16 protein-coding genes and 1 pseudogene are annotated in these 15,035 nt (G+C 74.8%); 8 read left to right on the top strand and 9 right to left on the bottom strand.

Translation table 11 applies throughout. From position 1 onward, the window contains the following. Positions 1-51 precede the first annotated feature (51 nt). Together ACFWJ4_RS26925 and ACFWJ4_RS26930 are read right to left on the bottom strand one after the other, a co-directional pair. Entirely contained in the window at positions 52-234 is a 183-nt protein-coding gene (locus ACFWJ4_RS26925) for a hypothetical protein (protein WP_380547966.1), read from the bottom strand. A 166-nt stretch (positions 235-400) separates the two neighbouring features. Beyond that, entirely contained in the window at positions 401-1,951 is a 1,551-nt protein-coding gene (locus ACFWJ4_RS26930; protein ID WP_380547968.1) for an AMP-binding protein, read from the bottom strand. A 244-nt stretch (positions 1,952-2,195) separates the two neighbouring features. On the opposite strand from ACFWJ4_RS26930, the gene ACFWJ4_RS26935 reads away from it, so the two are divergent. The 7 genes from ACFWJ4_RS26935 (at position 2,196) to ACFWJ4_RS26965 (ending at position 9,248) form a co-directional block, all read left to right on the top strand. Next, positions 2,196-2,813 (top strand): AAA family ATPase, encoded by a 618-nt coding sequence (locus ACFWJ4_RS26935; protein ID WP_380547971.1) that lies wholly within the window; start codon positions 2,196-2,198, stop codon positions 2,811-2,813. 193 nt (positions 2,814-3,006) lie between these two features. Next, a complete protein-coding gene (locus tag ACFWJ4_RS26940) occupies positions 3,007-3,759 on the top strand; it encodes a thioesterase II family protein (RefSeq protein WP_380547974.1) in 753 nt (250 codons plus the stop codon). Positions 3,760-3,976: 217 nt separating this feature from the next. Then, positions 3,977-5,215 (top strand): styrene monooxygenase/indole monooxygenase family protein, encoded by a 1,239-nt coding sequence (locus tag ACFWJ4_RS26945; protein WP_380547977.1) that lies wholly within the window; start codon positions 3,977-3,979, stop codon positions 5,213-5,215. A 126-nt stretch (positions 5,216-5,341) separates the two neighbouring features. Beyond that, positions 5,342-5,797 carry an archease gene (locus ACFWJ4_RS26950; protein ID WP_380547980.1) on the top strand — a complete coding sequence of 152 codons (456 nt, stop codon included), beginning with the start codon at positions 5,342-5,344 and terminating at the stop codon, positions 5,795-5,797. A gap of 41 nt (positions 5,798-5,838) precedes the next feature. Continuing rightward, complete coding sequence (locus tag ACFWJ4_RS26955) at positions 5,839-7,275, top strand: RtcB family protein (RefSeq protein ID WP_380547983.1); 1,437 nt, start codon at positions 5,839-5,841, stop codon at positions 7,273-7,275. Between the two features lie 147 nt (positions 7,276-7,422). Next, the gene (locus tag ACFWJ4_RS26960; RefSeq protein ID WP_380547986.1) at positions 7,423-8,418 is read left to right on the top strand and encodes an ABC transporter ATP-binding protein; all 996 of its coding nucleotides are present in this window, start codon (positions 7,423-7,425) and stop codon (positions 8,416-8,418) included. Beyond that, positions 8,415-9,248 carry an ABC transporter permease subunit gene (locus ACFWJ4_RS26965; protein WP_359903800.1) on the top strand — a complete coding sequence of 278 codons (834 nt, stop codon included), beginning with the start codon at positions 8,415-8,417 and terminating at the stop codon, positions 9,246-9,248. Before ACFWJ4_RS26960 ends, ACFWJ4_RS26965 begins: the two co-directional genes overlap by 4 nt. 74 nt (positions 9,249-9,322) lie before the next feature. Here the strand turns inward: ACFWJ4_RS26965 and ACFWJ4_RS26970 are convergent. From ACFWJ4_RS26970 to ACFWJ4_RS26990, 5 genes and pseudogenes are all read right to left on the bottom strand, one after another. Next, a pseudogene (locus tag ACFWJ4_RS26970) lies at positions 9,323-9,631 on the bottom strand (TetR-like C-terminal domain-containing protein); the annotation flags it as partial. Positions 9,632-9,657: 26 nt separating this feature from the next. Next, positions 9,658-10,344 carry a hypothetical protein gene (locus ACFWJ4_RS26975; RefSeq protein ID WP_380547989.1) on the bottom strand — a complete coding sequence of 229 codons (687 nt, stop codon included), beginning with the start codon at positions 10,342-10,344 and terminating at the stop codon, positions 9,658-9,660. Positions 10,345-10,355: 11 nt separating this feature from the next. Further along, on the bottom strand, positions 10,356-11,702 hold the full coding sequence (locus tag ACFWJ4_RS26980; protein ID WP_380547992.1) for a DUF4062 domain-containing protein: 1,347 nt from the start codon (positions 11,700-11,702) through the stop codon (positions 10,356-10,358). Further along, complete coding sequence (locus tag ACFWJ4_RS26985; RefSeq protein ID WP_380547995.1) at positions 11,702-12,079, bottom strand: hypothetical protein; 378 nt, start codon at positions 12,077-12,079, stop codon at positions 11,702-11,704. Before ACFWJ4_RS26985 ends, ACFWJ4_RS26980 begins: the two co-directional genes overlap by 1 nt. Positions 12,080-12,282: 203 nt before the next feature. Then, complete coding sequence (locus tag ACFWJ4_RS26990; RefSeq protein ID WP_380547998.1) at positions 12,283-12,981, bottom strand: NUDIX domain-containing protein; 699 nt, start codon at positions 12,979-12,981, stop codon at positions 12,283-12,285. Between the two features lie 87 nt (positions 12,982-13,068). On the opposite strand from ACFWJ4_RS26990, the gene ACFWJ4_RS26995 reads away from it, so the two are divergent. Continuing rightward, positions 13,069-13,827 carry a DeoR/GlpR family DNA-binding transcription regulator gene (locus ACFWJ4_RS26995; RefSeq protein WP_380548001.1) on the top strand — a complete coding sequence of 253 codons (759 nt, stop codon included), beginning with the start codon at positions 13,069-13,071 and terminating at the stop codon, positions 13,825-13,827. Positions 13,828-13,929: 102 nt separating this feature from the next. On the opposite strand, the gene ACFWJ4_RS27000 is transcribed toward ACFWJ4_RS26995, so the two are convergent. Together ACFWJ4_RS27000 and ACFWJ4_RS27005 are read right to left on the bottom strand one after the other, a co-directional pair. Then, the gene (locus tag ACFWJ4_RS27000; RefSeq protein WP_380548003.1) at positions 13,930-14,577 is read right to left on the bottom strand and encodes a transglycosylase family protein; all 648 of its coding nucleotides are present in this window, start codon (positions 14,575-14,577) and stop codon (positions 13,930-13,932) included. 269 nt (positions 14,578-14,846) lie between these two features. Next, a partial coding sequence (locus ACFWJ4_RS27005) for a hypothetical protein (protein ID WP_380548006.1) occupies positions 14,847-15,035 on the bottom strand: 189 nt, incomplete at its 5' end.

Below are 15,035 nucleotides of genomic sequence, written 5' to 3' on the forward strand. Positions count from 1 at the left end.
TCCGCCCGGAGCACGCCGGTCCCGGGAGGCGGTCGCCGCCTCCCGGGACGGTCAGCCGTCGCCGCCCATCCGCTGGAAGAGGCCGCTGCCCTCGGCCTCGGTACGGAGGTCGGGCGGCGCCTCCTCCGCGGCGCGATCGCCGCGGGAGGTGGCGGTGCAGAGGGCGAAGACGATCAGGGCACTGGCCGCCCCGGCGAGGATGCCCAGCGCGGTCAGGACGCGTAGCCAGGTCAAGGTAGTGCCTCCTGGGGGACGGTGCGGCCCGCACTGACCTGCACGACGCCGCCGGGGATGTATCGGCAGGCCGGGCCGTACGGTCGAGTGCCCACGGACGGTTCTTCCCGCCGGATGGTGCACAAGAGGTCGCCCACGTGGGCGCTCGAAGCATTTTCAGGGCGCGTTACACCCCGTTGCGCGCCCCCACGGTGGCGGCCGCCCGTCCGGTCCCGCCGCTTATCTGGGCCCGCAGGGCGACGAGGTCCGGCTTCCCGAGCCCGTTCAGCGGGATCGCGGGCAGCAGCAGGAGTGTGTCGGGGGCGCATCGGCCGAGGCCGCGCGCCCGGCACCACCGGTGCAGCTGCTCGGCCGTCAGCCGCGAGCCGGGGGCGAGTGCGACGGCGGCGTGCACCCGCTCCAGGCGGTCCGGGTCGGTGGTCGTGAACATCACCGCCTCCCGGACCTCCGGGTGGGTGCGCAGCGGCTCCTCGATCTCGCGGGGGAACACATTGTGCCCCTCGATGATCGCCATCGGGCTCCGCCGCCCGGCCACCGTCAGATAGCCGGCCGCGTCCAGGCTGCCCAGGTCGCCGGTGTGCAGCCAGCCGTCCCTGAACACCCGCTCGGTCAGCTCCGGGTCGCGCCAGTAGCCCGCCATGGCGGTCGGCGTGCGGACGCAGATCTCCCCGGTCCGGTCCGGCGGCAGCTCGGCGCCGTCCTCGTCCAGGATGCGCAGCCCGGTGTCCGGGTACGGCCGGCCGGCGGTGGTCAGCAGCCGCGGTGCCAGGTGCTCGTCCGGGCCCAGCCGGGCGACCGGCCCGCACTCCGTCAGGCTGTAGGTCTGGTGCAGCACCCGGCCCAGTCGCCGGGTCGCCTCGGCGAGGCGCCGCGGCGAGGCCGCGCAGCCGGTGTAGCCGACCCGGCGCAGGCTGCCGGTGTCGGTGGTGGGCAGCAGCGGGTGGTCCAGCAGCCGGTACAACAGGTGCGGCGGCAGGTACATCCGGGACACCCGGTGCCGCTCGACCGCCGCCAGCACGGCCCCGGCGTCGAAGCCGTCCTGCATCACCACCGTGCCGCCCGCGGCCAGCGCCAGATCCGCCGTGGTGCCGCCGCCGTGGCAGAGGGGGGTGCACAGCAGGAAGACCGACCCGGACAGCAGCCGTGGGCGCGGCGGACGGGTGAAGCGGCGCAGTACCCCCTTCGGACGCCCGGTGGTGCCGCCGGTGAACCGCACCGCCATCACGTCCTCGGGCCGGTAACGGGGTTCGAGCGGGGTGGGGGAGCAGGCCGCGGCGAGGTCCAGCAGGTCCGTACCGAGTCCGAGCGGTGCCGGGCCCAGGGAGAGCAGAGCGGCCGAGGGCACGGCCCGGGCGATCCCTTCGGCCGCCGCCGCGCACCGGACCGGGTCGAAGACCAGCGCGGAGGTCCCGGCGAACTCCGCCAGCGCCACCTGCTCCGCGACCGGCCCGTCCGGGAACGGCATCGCGACCCGGCAGCCCAGCAGGTTCGCGGCCAGCCGCACCAGCAGCGCCTCCGGCCGGTTCCCGGCCAGCACCGTCACCCCATCCCCGCGCCCGAGCCCGGCCCGCTCCAGCGCCCGGGCGGCGCGGTGGACCAGGTCCAGGCACCGCTGCGCGCTCCACGCCCCGTCCCCGGACCGGATCGCCACCCGGCCGGGATCGCGCGCCAGCCCGTCCAGCACCAGCGCGGTGTACGTCGGAGCCGCCTCCGCCATGGCCCGCCCTCCTGTCTGACGGCGTGTCAGCCTAGTGGATGTCCGGCCCCACGGATGCACTGCGGTCGACCGGGGCCCCACGGGCACCGGCGCGCGGGCGGGGGTGGGCCGTCGCCCCGGTGTCAGCCCAGCAGCCGCGACCAGGCACCGGCGCGCGGGCGGGGGCGGGCCGTGGCCGGGGGCGGGGTTGTTGTTAGGGTTCCCGGTCGGACGTGAACGGGGGCTCGGGCTGGTGGGCGGCAGGGTGGACGCGGTCGTAGCGCCGTACGGAGTGGTCGATCTGCGGGGCGAGGCCGGGGCGGGCTTCGTCACCGCCTACCCGGCCGACGCCGTCGTGGTGGTGTCCGGGCTGCCCGGGGCCGGGAAGAGCACGCTGCTGCGCCGCTGGTCCGGGGAGGCGGTCCGGGCGGTGGACCCGCGGACGGTGCACGAGGCCTGCGAGGCGGTGATGCCCGCCGCCCTGCCGTACGCGGTGTACCGGCCGTGGGCCCGGCTGGAGCACTTCCGGCTGCTGCGCTCCTCGGTGCGCGGCGGGGGTCCGCTGCTGGTGCACGACTGCGGCAGCCGGGCCTGGATGCGGCGCTGGCTCGCCCGGGAGGCGGGCCGGCAGGGCCGCGAACTGCACCTGGTGCTCCTGGACGTCGGCGCCGCCACCGCGCTGGACGGTCAGCGGGCCCGCGGCCGGCGTGCCTCCGCCAGGGTCTTCGCCCGCCATCGCCGCGGCCTGGAGGGGCTGTTGGCCGCCTTCACCCGGCACGTGCGCTCCGACGGCCCGATGCCGACGCCGGAGGCCTCGTCCGTGCTGCTGCTGGACGCCGTCTCCCGCGCCCGCGCCGAGACGGTGCGCTTCGGGGCGGCCTGACCGTCGGCCGCGGGTGGGCCCGGCCGGCCGGGTTCCGCAGGCAGGGCCGCCCGGCCACCGGCCGCGAGCGGGCCCGCGACGGGCGAGAATCGGCCTACCCGGGGACCATGATCGCCGGATCGGCCCGCGGCCGCCCCCGGCACTGCCAGACTGAGGCCGGCAGAGTCCGTCACGGAGAGAGGTCACACCCCGCATGTCCAGCAGCGCCGTCGTCGAGAATCCGTGGTTCCGCAGGTTCAACCCGTCCGACTCCGCTCCCGCCCGGATCGTGATCTTCCCGCACGCCGGCGGCTCGGCCAGCTACTACCTGGAGTACGCCAACGCGCTGGCGCCGCACGCCGATGTGCTCGCCGTCCAGTACCCCGGCCGGCAGAACCGCATCGGCGAGCCGACGATCGGCTCGGTGACCGGGCTCGCCGAGGAGCTCGCCCGGGAACTGCGGGAGTGGGCGGACCGGCCGCTGACCTTCTTCGGGCACAGCATGGGCTCGGCCGTCGCCTTCGAGACGGTCCGGTGCTTCGAGCGCGACGGCGTGAAGGGGCCCGACCGGCTGTTCGTCTCGGCCGGCCGCGCGCCCTCGCTGCCCCGCACGACCAGGATCCACCAGCTGCCGGACGACGAACTGCTCGCCGAGATCTCCGCGCTCGGCGGCACGGACGAGCGGGTCCTCGCCCTCTCCGCCCTGCGCGAGCTGATCCTGCCGAGCCTGCGGGCCGACTACACGGCCGTCGAGACCTACCGCAGCGCCCCGGACGCGACCGTGTCGCTGCCGATCACCGCCCTGGCGGGGGAGTCCGACGTGCACGCCACCGTCGACCAGGTCGGCCAGTGGGAGCGGCACACCACTGGCGCCTTCGACCTGCGGGTCTTCCGGGGCGGGCACTTCTACCTGGCCGACCGGACCGCGGACGTGGTGGAGGTGATCACCGCGCACCTGCGCGGCTGAGCCGGCCCGGGTGGGCACCCGGAGCGGCGGCCCACCCGCGGCGGCCCCGCGAAGGTCCTGCGGCGCCCTGCTACCGCCCGGCGGCGCCGCGAACGGGCGCCGCGAACCGGACACCGGCCGGCCCTAGAACCGACGTGCCCGAACCGGTGACCGGAGCGCTCCCGCTCGACTACTGTGCCTGGTTGACGGCCCATCAGCAGATCATCGGGAGGCAGCCGTGCGCCGGATCGCCGTTGTCGGAGCGGGCCAGGCCGGCCTCCAGCTCGCGCTCGGGCTGGTGGCGGACGGGTACCGGGTGACGCTGGTCGCCGAGCGCACCCCGGAGCAGCTGCGCGCCGGCCGGGTGCTGTCCACCCAGGCGATGTTCGGCCCCGCGCTGCGGATCGAGGCGGCCGCCGGGCTGGACCTCTGGGCGGATCGGGCGCCGTCCGTCTCCTCGGTGGAGGCGGTGCTGGCGGCGCCCCCGGGCGTGCGCGCGCTGGAGTACACCATGACGCTGGACGAGCCCGCCCAGTCGGTGGACCAGCGGCTCAAGCTGGCCGGCTGGCTGGAGCTGCTGGCCGAGCGCGGCGGCGAGATCGAGTACCGCACGCTGGACCGCGCCGGACTGCACGAGCTGGCCCGACGGCACGAGCTGACCGTGGTCGCCGCCGGGCGCGGCGCCCTGTCCGGGATCTTCGAGCGCGACGCCGTCCGCTCGCCCTTCGACCGGCCGCAGCGGGCCCTGTCCTGCCTGTACGCGCACGGCGTCGGCTCGCCGGACCCGGCCGCCGGCCCGAGGGCCCGGATGAACGCCCTGCCCGGCCTCGGCGAGCTGTACCTGCAACCGGCGCTCACCCTCTCCGGCCCCTGCGACATCCTGCTCTGGGAGGCGATCCCCGGCGGCCCGCTCGACGCGTTCGGCGACGCCCCGCCGCCGGACGTCCAACTGGCCCGGATCCGCGAGCTGTTGGGCGAGTTCCTGCCCTGGGAGGCCGAGCTCTGGACGCAGGCCGAGCCGACCGACGCCGGGGCCGGGCTGTTCGGCGCCGTCACCCCGGTGGTCCGGCGTCCGGTGGCCGAACTCGGTTCGGGCGTGGAGGCCGTCCACGTGCTGGGCCTCGGCGACGCGGTGGTGGTGACCGACCCGATCACCGGCCAGGGCGCCAACAACGCCGCCCGGGCGGCCGAGGCCTGCCGCCGGGCGGTCGTCGAGCACGGCGACGCCCCGTACACGGCCGACTGGATGTGCCGCAGCGCGGAACGGTTCTGGCAGCAGCAGTCCCGCCACAGCGTGGAGTTCACGGCCGCGATGCTGACCGTCCCGGAGCACCTCCAGGCCGTGTTCGCGGCCGCCGCCGAGCACCCGGAGGTCGGCCGCCGGCTCGCCAACACCTACGCCGAGCCGAGCGACCACGCCGCCTGGCTGGCCACCCCCGAGCTCACCGCCGCCTACCTGGCCTCGGTCGGGTCGTAACCGAGGTCGGGTCGCAGCCGAGGTCGGGTCGCAGCCGCGCTCGGGCGCGGCGACCCGCACTTGCCGCCGGGCGGTCCGCGGGACGACGCTGGAGGGGAACGGCAACGAGCGCGGGAGGCGTCGCCCGTGGACGGACACGAGCCCGCGGGCCGGGCCGCCGTCGGCCACCGGAGCGTGCCGCACACGGCCGACCTGCAGGTCGAGGCCTGGGCACCGACGGCCGAGGGCTGCATCGGCGAACTGGTGCGCGCCGTCGTCGCCGGCTTCGCCGACCTCGGCGGCGCCCGGATCGTCGGCGAGCGGGACTGCACCGTCCTCGCGGTGAGCGACCCGGACCTGCTCGCGGGCGTCCTGGAGGAGGTCGTCTACCGGATGGACGCCGACGGCGAACTGCCGGTGGCGGTGGCGATCGGGCCCATCGAGGGCCTGGACGGCGCCCGCCGGGTGACGGTCCGCTTCCGGATGGCCGACGCCGCCACGGCCACCCTGGTCGGCGCCGTACCGAAGGCCGTCGCACTGCACGACCTGGACCTGAGCGCCGGACCGGACGGCTGGACCTGCCGGGTCACCGTGGACGTCTGAGCCCGGCCCCGAGCGAAGCGGACCGGACCTGCGGGAGCGGGGTGAGCGAGGTGGAGATCGCACTGGTCGAGGCGGGCCGGAACCGCTGGCGGATCGAGCCGCGCCCGCCGATGCGGGTGCCCGGTGTGGTGTTCGCGACCGCTGCGCTGCTGCCGCAGGCCGCCGGGGACAAGGCCCTGGAGCAGGTGGCGAACGTCGCGACGCTGCCCGGGATCGTCCGCGCCTCCTACGCGATGCCCGACGTGCACTGGGGCTACGGCTTCCCGATCGGCGGGGTCGCCGCCACCGACGTCGAACGGGGCGGGGTGGTCTCGCCCGGCGGGGTGGGCTTCGACATCTCCTGCGGGGTCCGGCTGCTGGCGGCCGGCATCGGCCGGGACGAACTCGACCGCGAACGGCTCGACCGCCTGATGGACCTGCTGGACCGCACCGTCCCGCGCGGCCTGGGCCGGGGCGGCCTGTGGCGGCTGTCCGGGGCGGAGGAACTGGACGAACTCCTGCTCGGCGGCGCCCGCTACGCCGTCGAGCGCGGCCACGGCGTGCCCCGCGACCTGGAACGCTGCGAGGACCGCGGCGTGCTGGCCGGCGCGGCCCCCGGCGAGGTGAGCACCCGGGCGGTCGAGCGCGGGCTGCAGCAGGTCGGCAGCCTCGGTTCGGCCAACCACTTCCTGGAGGTGCAGGCCGTCGACCGGGTGCACGACCCGGGGACCGCCGCCGCCTTCGGACTGCGGCCCGGCCAGGTCTGCGTCATGATCCACTGCGGTTCGCGCGGCCTCGGCCACCAGATCTGCACCGACCACGTCCGCGTCATGGACCGAGAACTGCACCGCTACCGGATCGAGGTCCCCGACCGCCAGCTCGCCTGCACCCCGGTCGACTCCCCGCGCGGCCGGGCCTACCTGGGGGCCATGACCGCCGCCGCCAACTACGGCCGGGCCAACCGGCAGCTGCTCTCGGAGTCGGCCCGCCGCGCCTTCGCCACCGTGCTCGGGGTCGGACTGGAACTGGTCTACGACGTCTCGCACAACCTCGCCAAGCTGGAGACCCACGAGGTGGACGGCGAGCTCCGGACGCTGTGCGTGCACCGCAAGGGCGCCACCCGGGCCCTGCCGCCCGGCGACCCCGACCTGCCCGCCGACCTGATGGAGGCCGGGCAGCCCGTGCTGGTGCCCGGCACCATGGGCACCGCCTCGTACGTCATGGTCGGCCTGCCCGGCAACGAGGCCTTCCGCTCGGCCTGCCACGGCGCCGGGCGGGTGCTGAGCCGCCACCAGGCGCTGCGCACCGTGCGCGGCGAGCAACTGAAGAGCGAGCTGGAGGCACGGGGCATCGCGGTGCGGCCGGCCTCCTGGCGGGCACTGGCCGAGGAGACGCCCGAGGCGTACAAGGACGTCGACGCGGTGGCCGCCGTCACGGAGGCCGCCGGACTCGCCCGCCAGGTCGCCCGGCTGGTGCCGTTGGGCGTGTGCAAGGGGTGAGCCCGGGGGAGCGAGGGGTGAGTTCGCCGCACCGGTCCGGGCGCGTCCCTCGACTCGTCCGGCCGGGCGCGCTTTGATGTCGGACGCATCCGTCACCGTCACCGGAGCGCGCCCGTCCCGGGAGCGCGTCCGTCACAGGAGGTGGTCATGCCGGGGAACCCGGAGCCAGCCGTCGACCGCCGGGGCGCCGGCGACGGCCCGGTGATCGAACTGCGCTCGCTCACCAAGCGCTACGGCGGCACGGTCGGCATCGAACGGCTGGACGTGTCGGTCGAAGCCGGCGAGGTGTTCGGCCTGCTCGGCCCCAACGGCGCCGGGAAGACCACCACGCTGCGCTGCCTGGTCGGCCTGCTCAGCCCCAGCGACGGGCAGGTGCGGGTGCTCGGCCTGGACCCGGTGGCCGACCACGGCCGGCTCGCCCCCTCGATCGGCTACCTGCCCGGCGAACTGCGGCTCTACCCAGAGCTCACCGGACAGCAGACCCTCGACCTGCTCGCCGCCCTCCAGGGCGCGCCGGTACCGCGCCAGCAGGAGCTGTGCGATCGCCTCAAGCTCTCCCGCGCCGACCTGGCCCGGCCGGTGGGGCAGTACTCGCGCGGCATGAAGCAGAAGCTCGGGCTCGTCCAGTCGCTCCAGCACCGGCCGCCGGTGGTGGTGCTGGACGAACCGAGCGAGGGACTCGACCCGCTGGTCCAGGAGACCTTCTACGAACTGCTCGCCGAGGAGACCGCCGCCGGGCGGACCGTCCTGCTCTCCAGCCACGTGCTGCCCGAGGTGCAGCGGACCTGCGGCCGGGTCGCCATCGTCCGCCACGGCCGGCTGGTCACCGTCCGCTCGGTGGCCGAACTGCGCCAGGCCCGGGCCCGCCGGGTCCGGCTGCTCCTCGACGACGGGCGCGGCGCCAGGCCGCTCGGCACCGCGGAGCGCTGGTCCCCGCGCTGGGACGGCCCCCGGGTCGAGCTGCTGGTGCCACCGGACGAGGTGGTCGCCGCGGTGTGCGACCTGCTCGCCGAACAGCCGGTGGCCGACCTGACGGTGGAGGAGGCGGGCCTGGACGAGGCCTTCCTCGACCTCTACCGGTCCGTCGGGGCCGAGGAGCACGCGAACGGCGGCAGCCCGCCGGAACCGGAGGAGCGGCCGTGAACCCGGGCACCGTCAACCGCCGCCTCCCGCTGGTCTGGCTCGCCCTGCACCGGCGCCGCCGGATGCTGCTCTCCCTGCTGTTCGGCATGGTCGTCTTCGAGACCCTGATCGTGGTGATCGCCGGGACCGTCCCGACCGGTGACCTGTTCGGTGAACGCCGCACCCCGCCCGGCGCGTTCAAGGCCTTCAGCGGCTCCAACGGCGACGTCTCCATCGCCAGCTACCCCGGTCTGCTCGGCGCCGGACTCACCCACCCGTTCTGGATCGCCCTCCAGCTGACCGTGATCGGCTCGCTCGGCGCCGCCGCGGTCGCGGCCGACGTCGAGTCCGGGACCATCGAGCTGCTGATGACCCGCCCGGTCTCCCGCCGCAGGCTGCTCGCCGAACGGGCCGGCGCCCTGATCGCCGCCACGGTGCTGCTCAACGCCGCCGCCACGCTGACCCTCGCGCTCGGGGTGGCGGCCTCCGCCCCCCTGCGTGCCGCCGTCCCGCTGAGCGCGGTGTTCACCGCCGGACTGCTCGGCTGCGCCCTCGCGTTCTGCCTGACCGGGCCGGTGCTGGCGGTCTCCGCGATCAGTCGGCGGCGGGCCCACGTGATCGGCGCGGCCGTCGCGTTCGGCGCGGTCGGCTTCGCGCTCAACTTCGTCGCGCTGGCCTGGTCCCCGGCCAGGCCGCTGCGCTACCTCAGCCCGTTCCACTACTACGCGCCGGGCGACGTGCTCGGCCACGGCGGAGTGCCGTGGGCGGCCTTCGGCGTCCTGCTCGGGGTGGGGCTGCTCGGGCTGGCGGCGGCCTTCCGGCTGCTGGAACGCCGGGACCTGGCGGCCTGAGGCGGGCCGCCCGGTCGGCCTCGGGCGCGGGTCGTCCATCCGCGCAAGGTGGCGTGAACCGCCGATCCGAATGCGGCCTCGGCCGTGGTGGCGTCGAGGGCCCCGGCCAGTTCGAGAGTCACCGGCCCGTGCAGGGTGGCCCAGATCGACAGGGCGATCGACGTTGCCTCGCCGACGAGGACGGACGCCTCCAACGCGCGATCGACCGCCGCGAGGAGCGGACGGATCGGGTCATCGGCACCGGCGTCCCTCGACGGGTCGAAGGACCGCACACCACCGAACAGCACCGTGTACCACCCGACCCGCGACGAGATCCCTGCCTTCCTGCGCGACCACGGATGAAGACATTGCGGCCCCGGGCGACACCCGGTGGCCGCCTCCACCGCCGGTCCTCGCGTCGAAGCGGGCGTCAGCGGGGCTGAGGACGGCGGTCGGCCCGCAGACGCCCCGCCCCGTCCGAGCCCGCGTCCTGGAGCGTGTCGTCCGTGCTCATGACCTGGGGTACCGCGACCAGGAGCTCGTAGAGGAAGTCGTGGAAGCCTTCCGCAGTCGGCGCCGTGTGGTTCAGCGGGTACACCCCGAACTGCAGGTAGTGCACGGTCTTGCGCATCATCTGGGCCGGTGAGCAGACGGAGACGAGCGTGCCGAAGTCCCCGTCCTTGAAGTACGAGGAGGCGACGAAGCATTCGTCCGCCGAACCGTAGACGCCGGCGTCGCCCTTGTACCGCTCGTTGAGGTCATCGCCGTGGACGGCCGAGGACGGGATGCCGAGCTTTCCCAGGAAGTCCCCGCCCGCCCGGCTGAGGCTGCTCTCGTCCTCGACCCCGAGGTGCCGGTGGCGGCTGCCGGGCACGTAGATCTCCACCGGTCGACCCGTGTCCGCGTACTCCTGGAAGAGCTCGTGGCCGCGGCGCAGCCGGGCCGCGAACTCCTCGCCGGGCACGGCCCGGTCGACCAGCGGGTGCTGGGCCGCGACCTCGATCAGCACGCCCGGCAGGTGCTGCCGTTCCCGCATGAAGGCCTGGGCCGCGGAGAGCCGGTCGCGCCACCGGTTCGCCGCGGCGGGGGAGAGGGCCACCGTGTCCCACAGGTCCATCGCAGTCCGCCTCACGAGATCGTCCTCACTTCGCCGCGCTCCCCGACGATGGCCCAGGTCCGATCGAAGTGCTTCCAGCAGGCGTCGATCAGACCGAAGTCCTGGGTCCCGCGGAGTTCCAGGGACGGGGTCTCCGGGGCCCTCGCCGGTGGCAGGGTCAGGGTGACCCATCCCCAGTCCCGGTCGCAGAGAATCATCGTGGACCGCAAGTGGGTGGTGAAGAAGCCGATTTCGACCGATCCGGCGGTCGTGCTGCGTGCCCCGGCCTCGCGGACGATCGCCCGCAGCCGTGCCTCGACCTCACGCACCTCGGCCGTGATCGGCGAGCGCTGGTCCCACAGCGACTCGGACTCGTCGACGTCGGCGAGGAACTGCCCGTCGGGGAGCGGTACCAGGACGCGGATCCGCGCGCCGGCGGCGAGCGCCTTCGTCAGGTAGGGCGTCTGGATCTCGATCAGCCGCTTGCCGCTGGTGGACATGATCCCGATCGACGAGGCCTTCCCGAGGTTCTCGCTCAGGGCGTTGCCGGCCTGCCCGTCCACGCTGATCCGGACCACCCCGATCTGCGTTCCAGGGGCCACCAGGTTCTGCCACTCGGCGGAGAAGGTGTGAGCGATCGAGTTGCCCTTGACCCAGCCGGGCTGGGGATTGTGCCGGACCGCCAGCCGCAGCGACCGGGTGACGTCGGTCCTCAGGTCCGCGGTCGTGCGCCAGGGCTTCCAGAGGCGTTCGGTCCGTACCTTCTCGCGGAAGGCCGCGAGCCGCTCCGTGTCCTCCGGTGTCGGCTGCCAGCTGTCGGTGTGCAGCTCGACGGGGTTTGCGTGGACGAAGACCAGGATCGGTTTCCCCAGGGAGCGGGCGTGGTCGTACTCCCGCTCCGTGAAACCGACTTCGCCTCCGGTGAGGTCGCCGTAGCGCGCCCCGAGGATGAGGACGAGGTAGTCGCAGTCGTTGATCACCCGCTCGACGACCTCCCAGGCGCCCTCCGAGCGGGCGTCGAAGAGCTCCATGCCGGAGGGGATGTACCCCTCCTTGACGAGTTCGTCGATGACGGCTTCGCGGTGACGCTTGAGGTCAAGGCTGGTCGAGCTCACGAACACCTGGTAGCGGCGCTCGTCCTGGCCGATCGTCGCCGGGGGTGCCGTGCCGGTCGGCCCCGGTGTGCCGGCGTGCGGGTCGGGCTCCGCTGTCCCGTAGTAGTTGAAGTTGTTCGTCACCGAGCTGCGCGGTCCGATGGCATTGCCGGCCACATCGGCGCCGGCCCCGACCCCGCCGCCGCGGACCTCCACGTGCTCTGCCGGCCGCTCGGGTTCGGACGGATCCTGCTTCCCGCGCCGCCGGAAGCGAGACCCCGGCATCAGCCGGCCACCTCGCCGCCCTGGCCCAGCGCGTTGCCGGCGACGTCGCCCCCGGCGGCCACCGAGCCCTCGCCCTGGGCGAGGACGGCCCTGGTCGGACCGGCCACGGAGCGCGGGGCCCGGGGCGCTCCGCTGACCCTGCTGTCGGCGCCGATCGCGTTGCCGGTCACGCTTCCTCCGGCGGCGACCGCGCCGCGCCCGTCGGCCCGGACGGCTCCGCCTGCGGCCTGCCCGTCCCGTCGCAGCGCGTACACCGAGGCGACGAGCCCGGCGAGCCCGACGACCGCTCCGACGACGGCACTCGCGAGCTCGGCCCCGGCGGCGTCCCCGAGTGCCGCCCACAGTGCGAGCGCGATTGCAACGCCAGTACTGGCCAAGGCCGTTGACCAAAAGAGCAGACGCATTTTCGATGCCCCCTCACACCGACAAACCGGTAGGACCTTGGTACCCGGCCAATGGTCGCACCACGCGCCGGTCGCCCGGCCGGTCTCCCGTCCGGGGCCCCGGCGGTGCAGGGCGCACCGCCCGTCCTGGGCGCTGCCGCCGCTCGACATCGCGGGACCACGGGACGGCACGTGACTCACGAGTCCTCGGCTGCCCCGTTCCGGGCGGCCGGCGCGGCGGCGAAGGGTCCGTCCAGGGCGGCCCACTGCAGGAGCAGGATGGTTTTTCCGTCGGTGATGCGTCCGTCGCGGACCATGGCGAGGGCGTCGGCGAAGGGCAGTTCGAGCACCTCGATGTCCTCGCCGTCCTCCTCCAGTCCGCCACCGGCTCCGGTGCGGTCGGCCGGGGTGTAGGGGGCGGCGTAGAAGTGCAGGCGCTCGGTGACGGAGCCGGGGCTCATGTAGGCGTCGAGGACGTGGGTGAGCGGGCCGAGCGTGACGCCGAGTTCCTCGGCGCTCTCGCGCCGGACGGCGGCGAGCGGGTCGTCGCCGTCGAGCAGCCCGGCGGCGGCCTCGACGAGCATGCCGTCCGGGTGGTCGTTGACGTAGGCCGGGTAGCGGAACTGGCGGGTGAGCAGCACCCGGCCGCGCTCGGTGTCGTACGGCAGGACGACCGCGCCGTTTCCGCGGTCGTAGGTCTCGCGCTGCTGGGTGACCCAGCGTCCGTCGCGGCGCCGGTGGTCGAAGGTGGTGCGGCGCAGGACGTGCCAGCCCTGTGAGGTGAGCTCCACGTCGCGCACCACGACGTCGGGGTTGCGGGTCAGGTCGCGTCCGGCGCGGTCGAGGCCGGTGCGGCCGCGGTGGTCCGGGATGTCGGTCCCGGGGCGGGGGGTCACGCCGCCCCCTGCGGGACGAGCATGGGCTTCTCGGTCATGGCGCGCTACGATACACGCAGAAACGTGCAAGAACAGGAGAGAGTGCGGATGCTGGCTGCCGAGAGACGTGACCACCTGCTGGGCCTGCTCGCCCGCGAGGGCAAGATCGTGGCCAAGGACGTCGCCGCGGACCTCGGCATCTCCGAGGACAGCGTGCGCCGCGACCTGCGCGACCTGGCCGCCGAGGGACTCTGCCAGCGCGTCTACGGCGGGGCCCTGCCCGTCTCCCCGGCCGTCGCGGACTACGCGGCCCGGCAATCGGTCACGCCGGACGGCAAACGGCTGGTCGCCGCGGTCGCCGCCGCGCTCGTCCGGCCGGGCGGCGCCCTGATCCTGGACGGCGGCACCACCGCGCTCGCCGTCGCCCACGCCCTCCCGCCGGGCCTGGCCTGCACCGTGATCACCCACAGCCCGACGATCGCGGCCGCGCTGCTCGACCACCCCCGGGCCGAGGTCTTCCTGCTCGGCGGCCGCCTCTTCAAGCACTCGGCGGTCACCTGCGGCGCCGCCGCCGTCGAGGCCGCCCAGAACGTCTCGGCCGACCTGTGCCTGCTCGGCGTCACCGGCGTGCACCCCGAAGCCGGACTGACCACCGGCGACGCGGACGAGGCCGCGATGAAACGCGCCCTGGCCGCACGGGCCGCGGACACCTACGTCCTCGCCTCGTCCGAGAAGATCGGCACCGCCTCCCGGTTCCGTGTCCTGCCCTGGGAGGACATCAGCGGACTGATCACCGACGCCGATCCCGGCCACCCGGTCCTCGGTCGACTCGCGGCGCGCGGCGTGGAGATCCTGGCGGCCGGCTGACAGCTACGGCGCGAACACCGGATCGCATGCTCGGCCGAGGGCCGGAGGAGTCCGCAGGGGCGGGCACGTTCGTTCGCGTTCGTTCACGTTCGTTCGCGTTCGTCAACGCAGCGCGAGGACCTGGCCGGGCAGGAGCAGGTCGGGGTCGTCACCGATGACCTCGCGGTTCAGCTCGTGGAGGGCCGGCCAGTCGTCCGGGATGCCGAGGGTCTGGGCAATACCGCTGAGGGTGTCGCCGGGGCGCACGGTCCAGGTGTCCGAATCGTCGCCGTTCACGTCGTCCGAGGAAGCGTCGTCGGCGCGGAGCAGGGGCGCGGCGGAGTGGGGCCGTGCCTGCGTCGGGCGGTGGTCACGGGCGGCGTGCTCGACGGTGTGGTCGCCGCCGTGGGCGGCACGCCTTCCGCAGGCCGGCCACGGGGCCAGGCCGCGGCGTGCCGCGAGGTTCTCGGCCACGGCGATCTGCTGCTCGCGGGTGGCCTGGTCGGCGCGGGGCGCGTAGCCGAGGCCTCCGTTGGAGCGCCAGGTCCCCGCGTCGAACTGCAGTCCGCCGTAGTAGCCGTTCCCGGTGGCGGCGTTCCAGCGCCCTCCGCTCTCGCACCGGGCGAGGGCGTCCCAGTCCACGCCCGTCCGGACTCCCGTGGCCGCGCCCGCGGCGGACGACGCCGTGGCGCTGCCGACAACTCCGGCGAGAGCGAGCAGGGGAAGCAGGAGGGCGAGGGCCAGGCGACGGACCACGGACAGCGGTGACATGAAAGCTCCGCACCTTCGGGAACAGGGATCGGGCATCGGAATGCCCTCTCCACCCATGCACAAGGCGGGGCGCCGACAGTTGCCGACAGGACGGCATCTCGTCCGGGCGGCGGTTCGACACCACCCGAACGCCACCCCGGCCGCGGCGCGGAGCCGTGCCGCGGGTCGCGGTCCTCGCGCTCACGGTGCCGCCGGTCCGATGCTCCGACCGCGCACTTCCACCGGGTGGGCAGTCACATCGCCCGTACCGGTCGGGAGGTGGCCGAACGTCAGGGTTCGGGGAGCCGGGCGACCACCCGGGCCGCCATCAACGGGCCCGGTGCGAGGCGGCGGTCGCGGGCCGGTTCTTCCGGTCGGCGTGTGCGGGGGTGGTGGAAACGGCGCGAGGGCCTGTGCTCGCGCGTATCGCGCGGGCGCAGGCCCTCGTGGGTCACTCCGGTGGTCCCTGTCCGGCCCCC

Source organism: Kitasatospora sp. NPDC127067, from assembly GCF_042724755.1.
Lineage (GTDB): Bacteria > Actinomycetota > Actinomycetes > Streptomycetales > Streptomycetaceae > Kitasatospora > Kitasatospora lactacystinica.

Bases quoted from the DNA above. Each gene is read 5' to 3' on its own strand.
- ACFWJ4_RS26960 (WP_380547986.1), top strand. From the start codon at position 7,423: ATGCCGGGGAACCCGGAGCCAGCCGTCGACCGCCGGGGCGCCGGCGAC.
- ACFWJ4_RS26980 (WP_380547992.1), bottom strand. From the start codon at position 11,702: ATGCCGGGGTCTCGCTTCCGGCGGCGCGGGAAGCAGGATCCGTCCGAA.
- ACFWJ4_RS26975 (WP_380547989.1), bottom strand. From the start codon at position 10,344: ATGGACCTGTGGGACACGGTGGCCCTCTCCCCCGCCGCGGCGAACCGG.
- ACFWJ4_RS26940 (WP_380547974.1), top strand. From the start codon at position 3,007: ATGTCCAGCAGCGCCGTCGTCGAGAATCCGTGGTTCCGCAGGTTCAAC.
- ACFWJ4_RS26995 (WP_380548001.1), top strand. From the start codon at position 13,069: ATGCTGGCTGCCGAGAGACGTGACCACCTGCTGGGCCTGCTCGCCCGC.
- ACFWJ4_RS26930 (WP_380547968.1), bottom strand. From the start codon at position 1,951: ATGGCGGAGGCGGCTCCGACGTACACCGCGCTGGTGCTGGACGGGCTG.
- ACFWJ4_RS27000 (WP_380548003.1), bottom strand. From the start codon at position 14,577: ATGTCACCGCTGTCCGTGGTCCGTCGCCTGGCCCTCGCCCTCCTGCTT.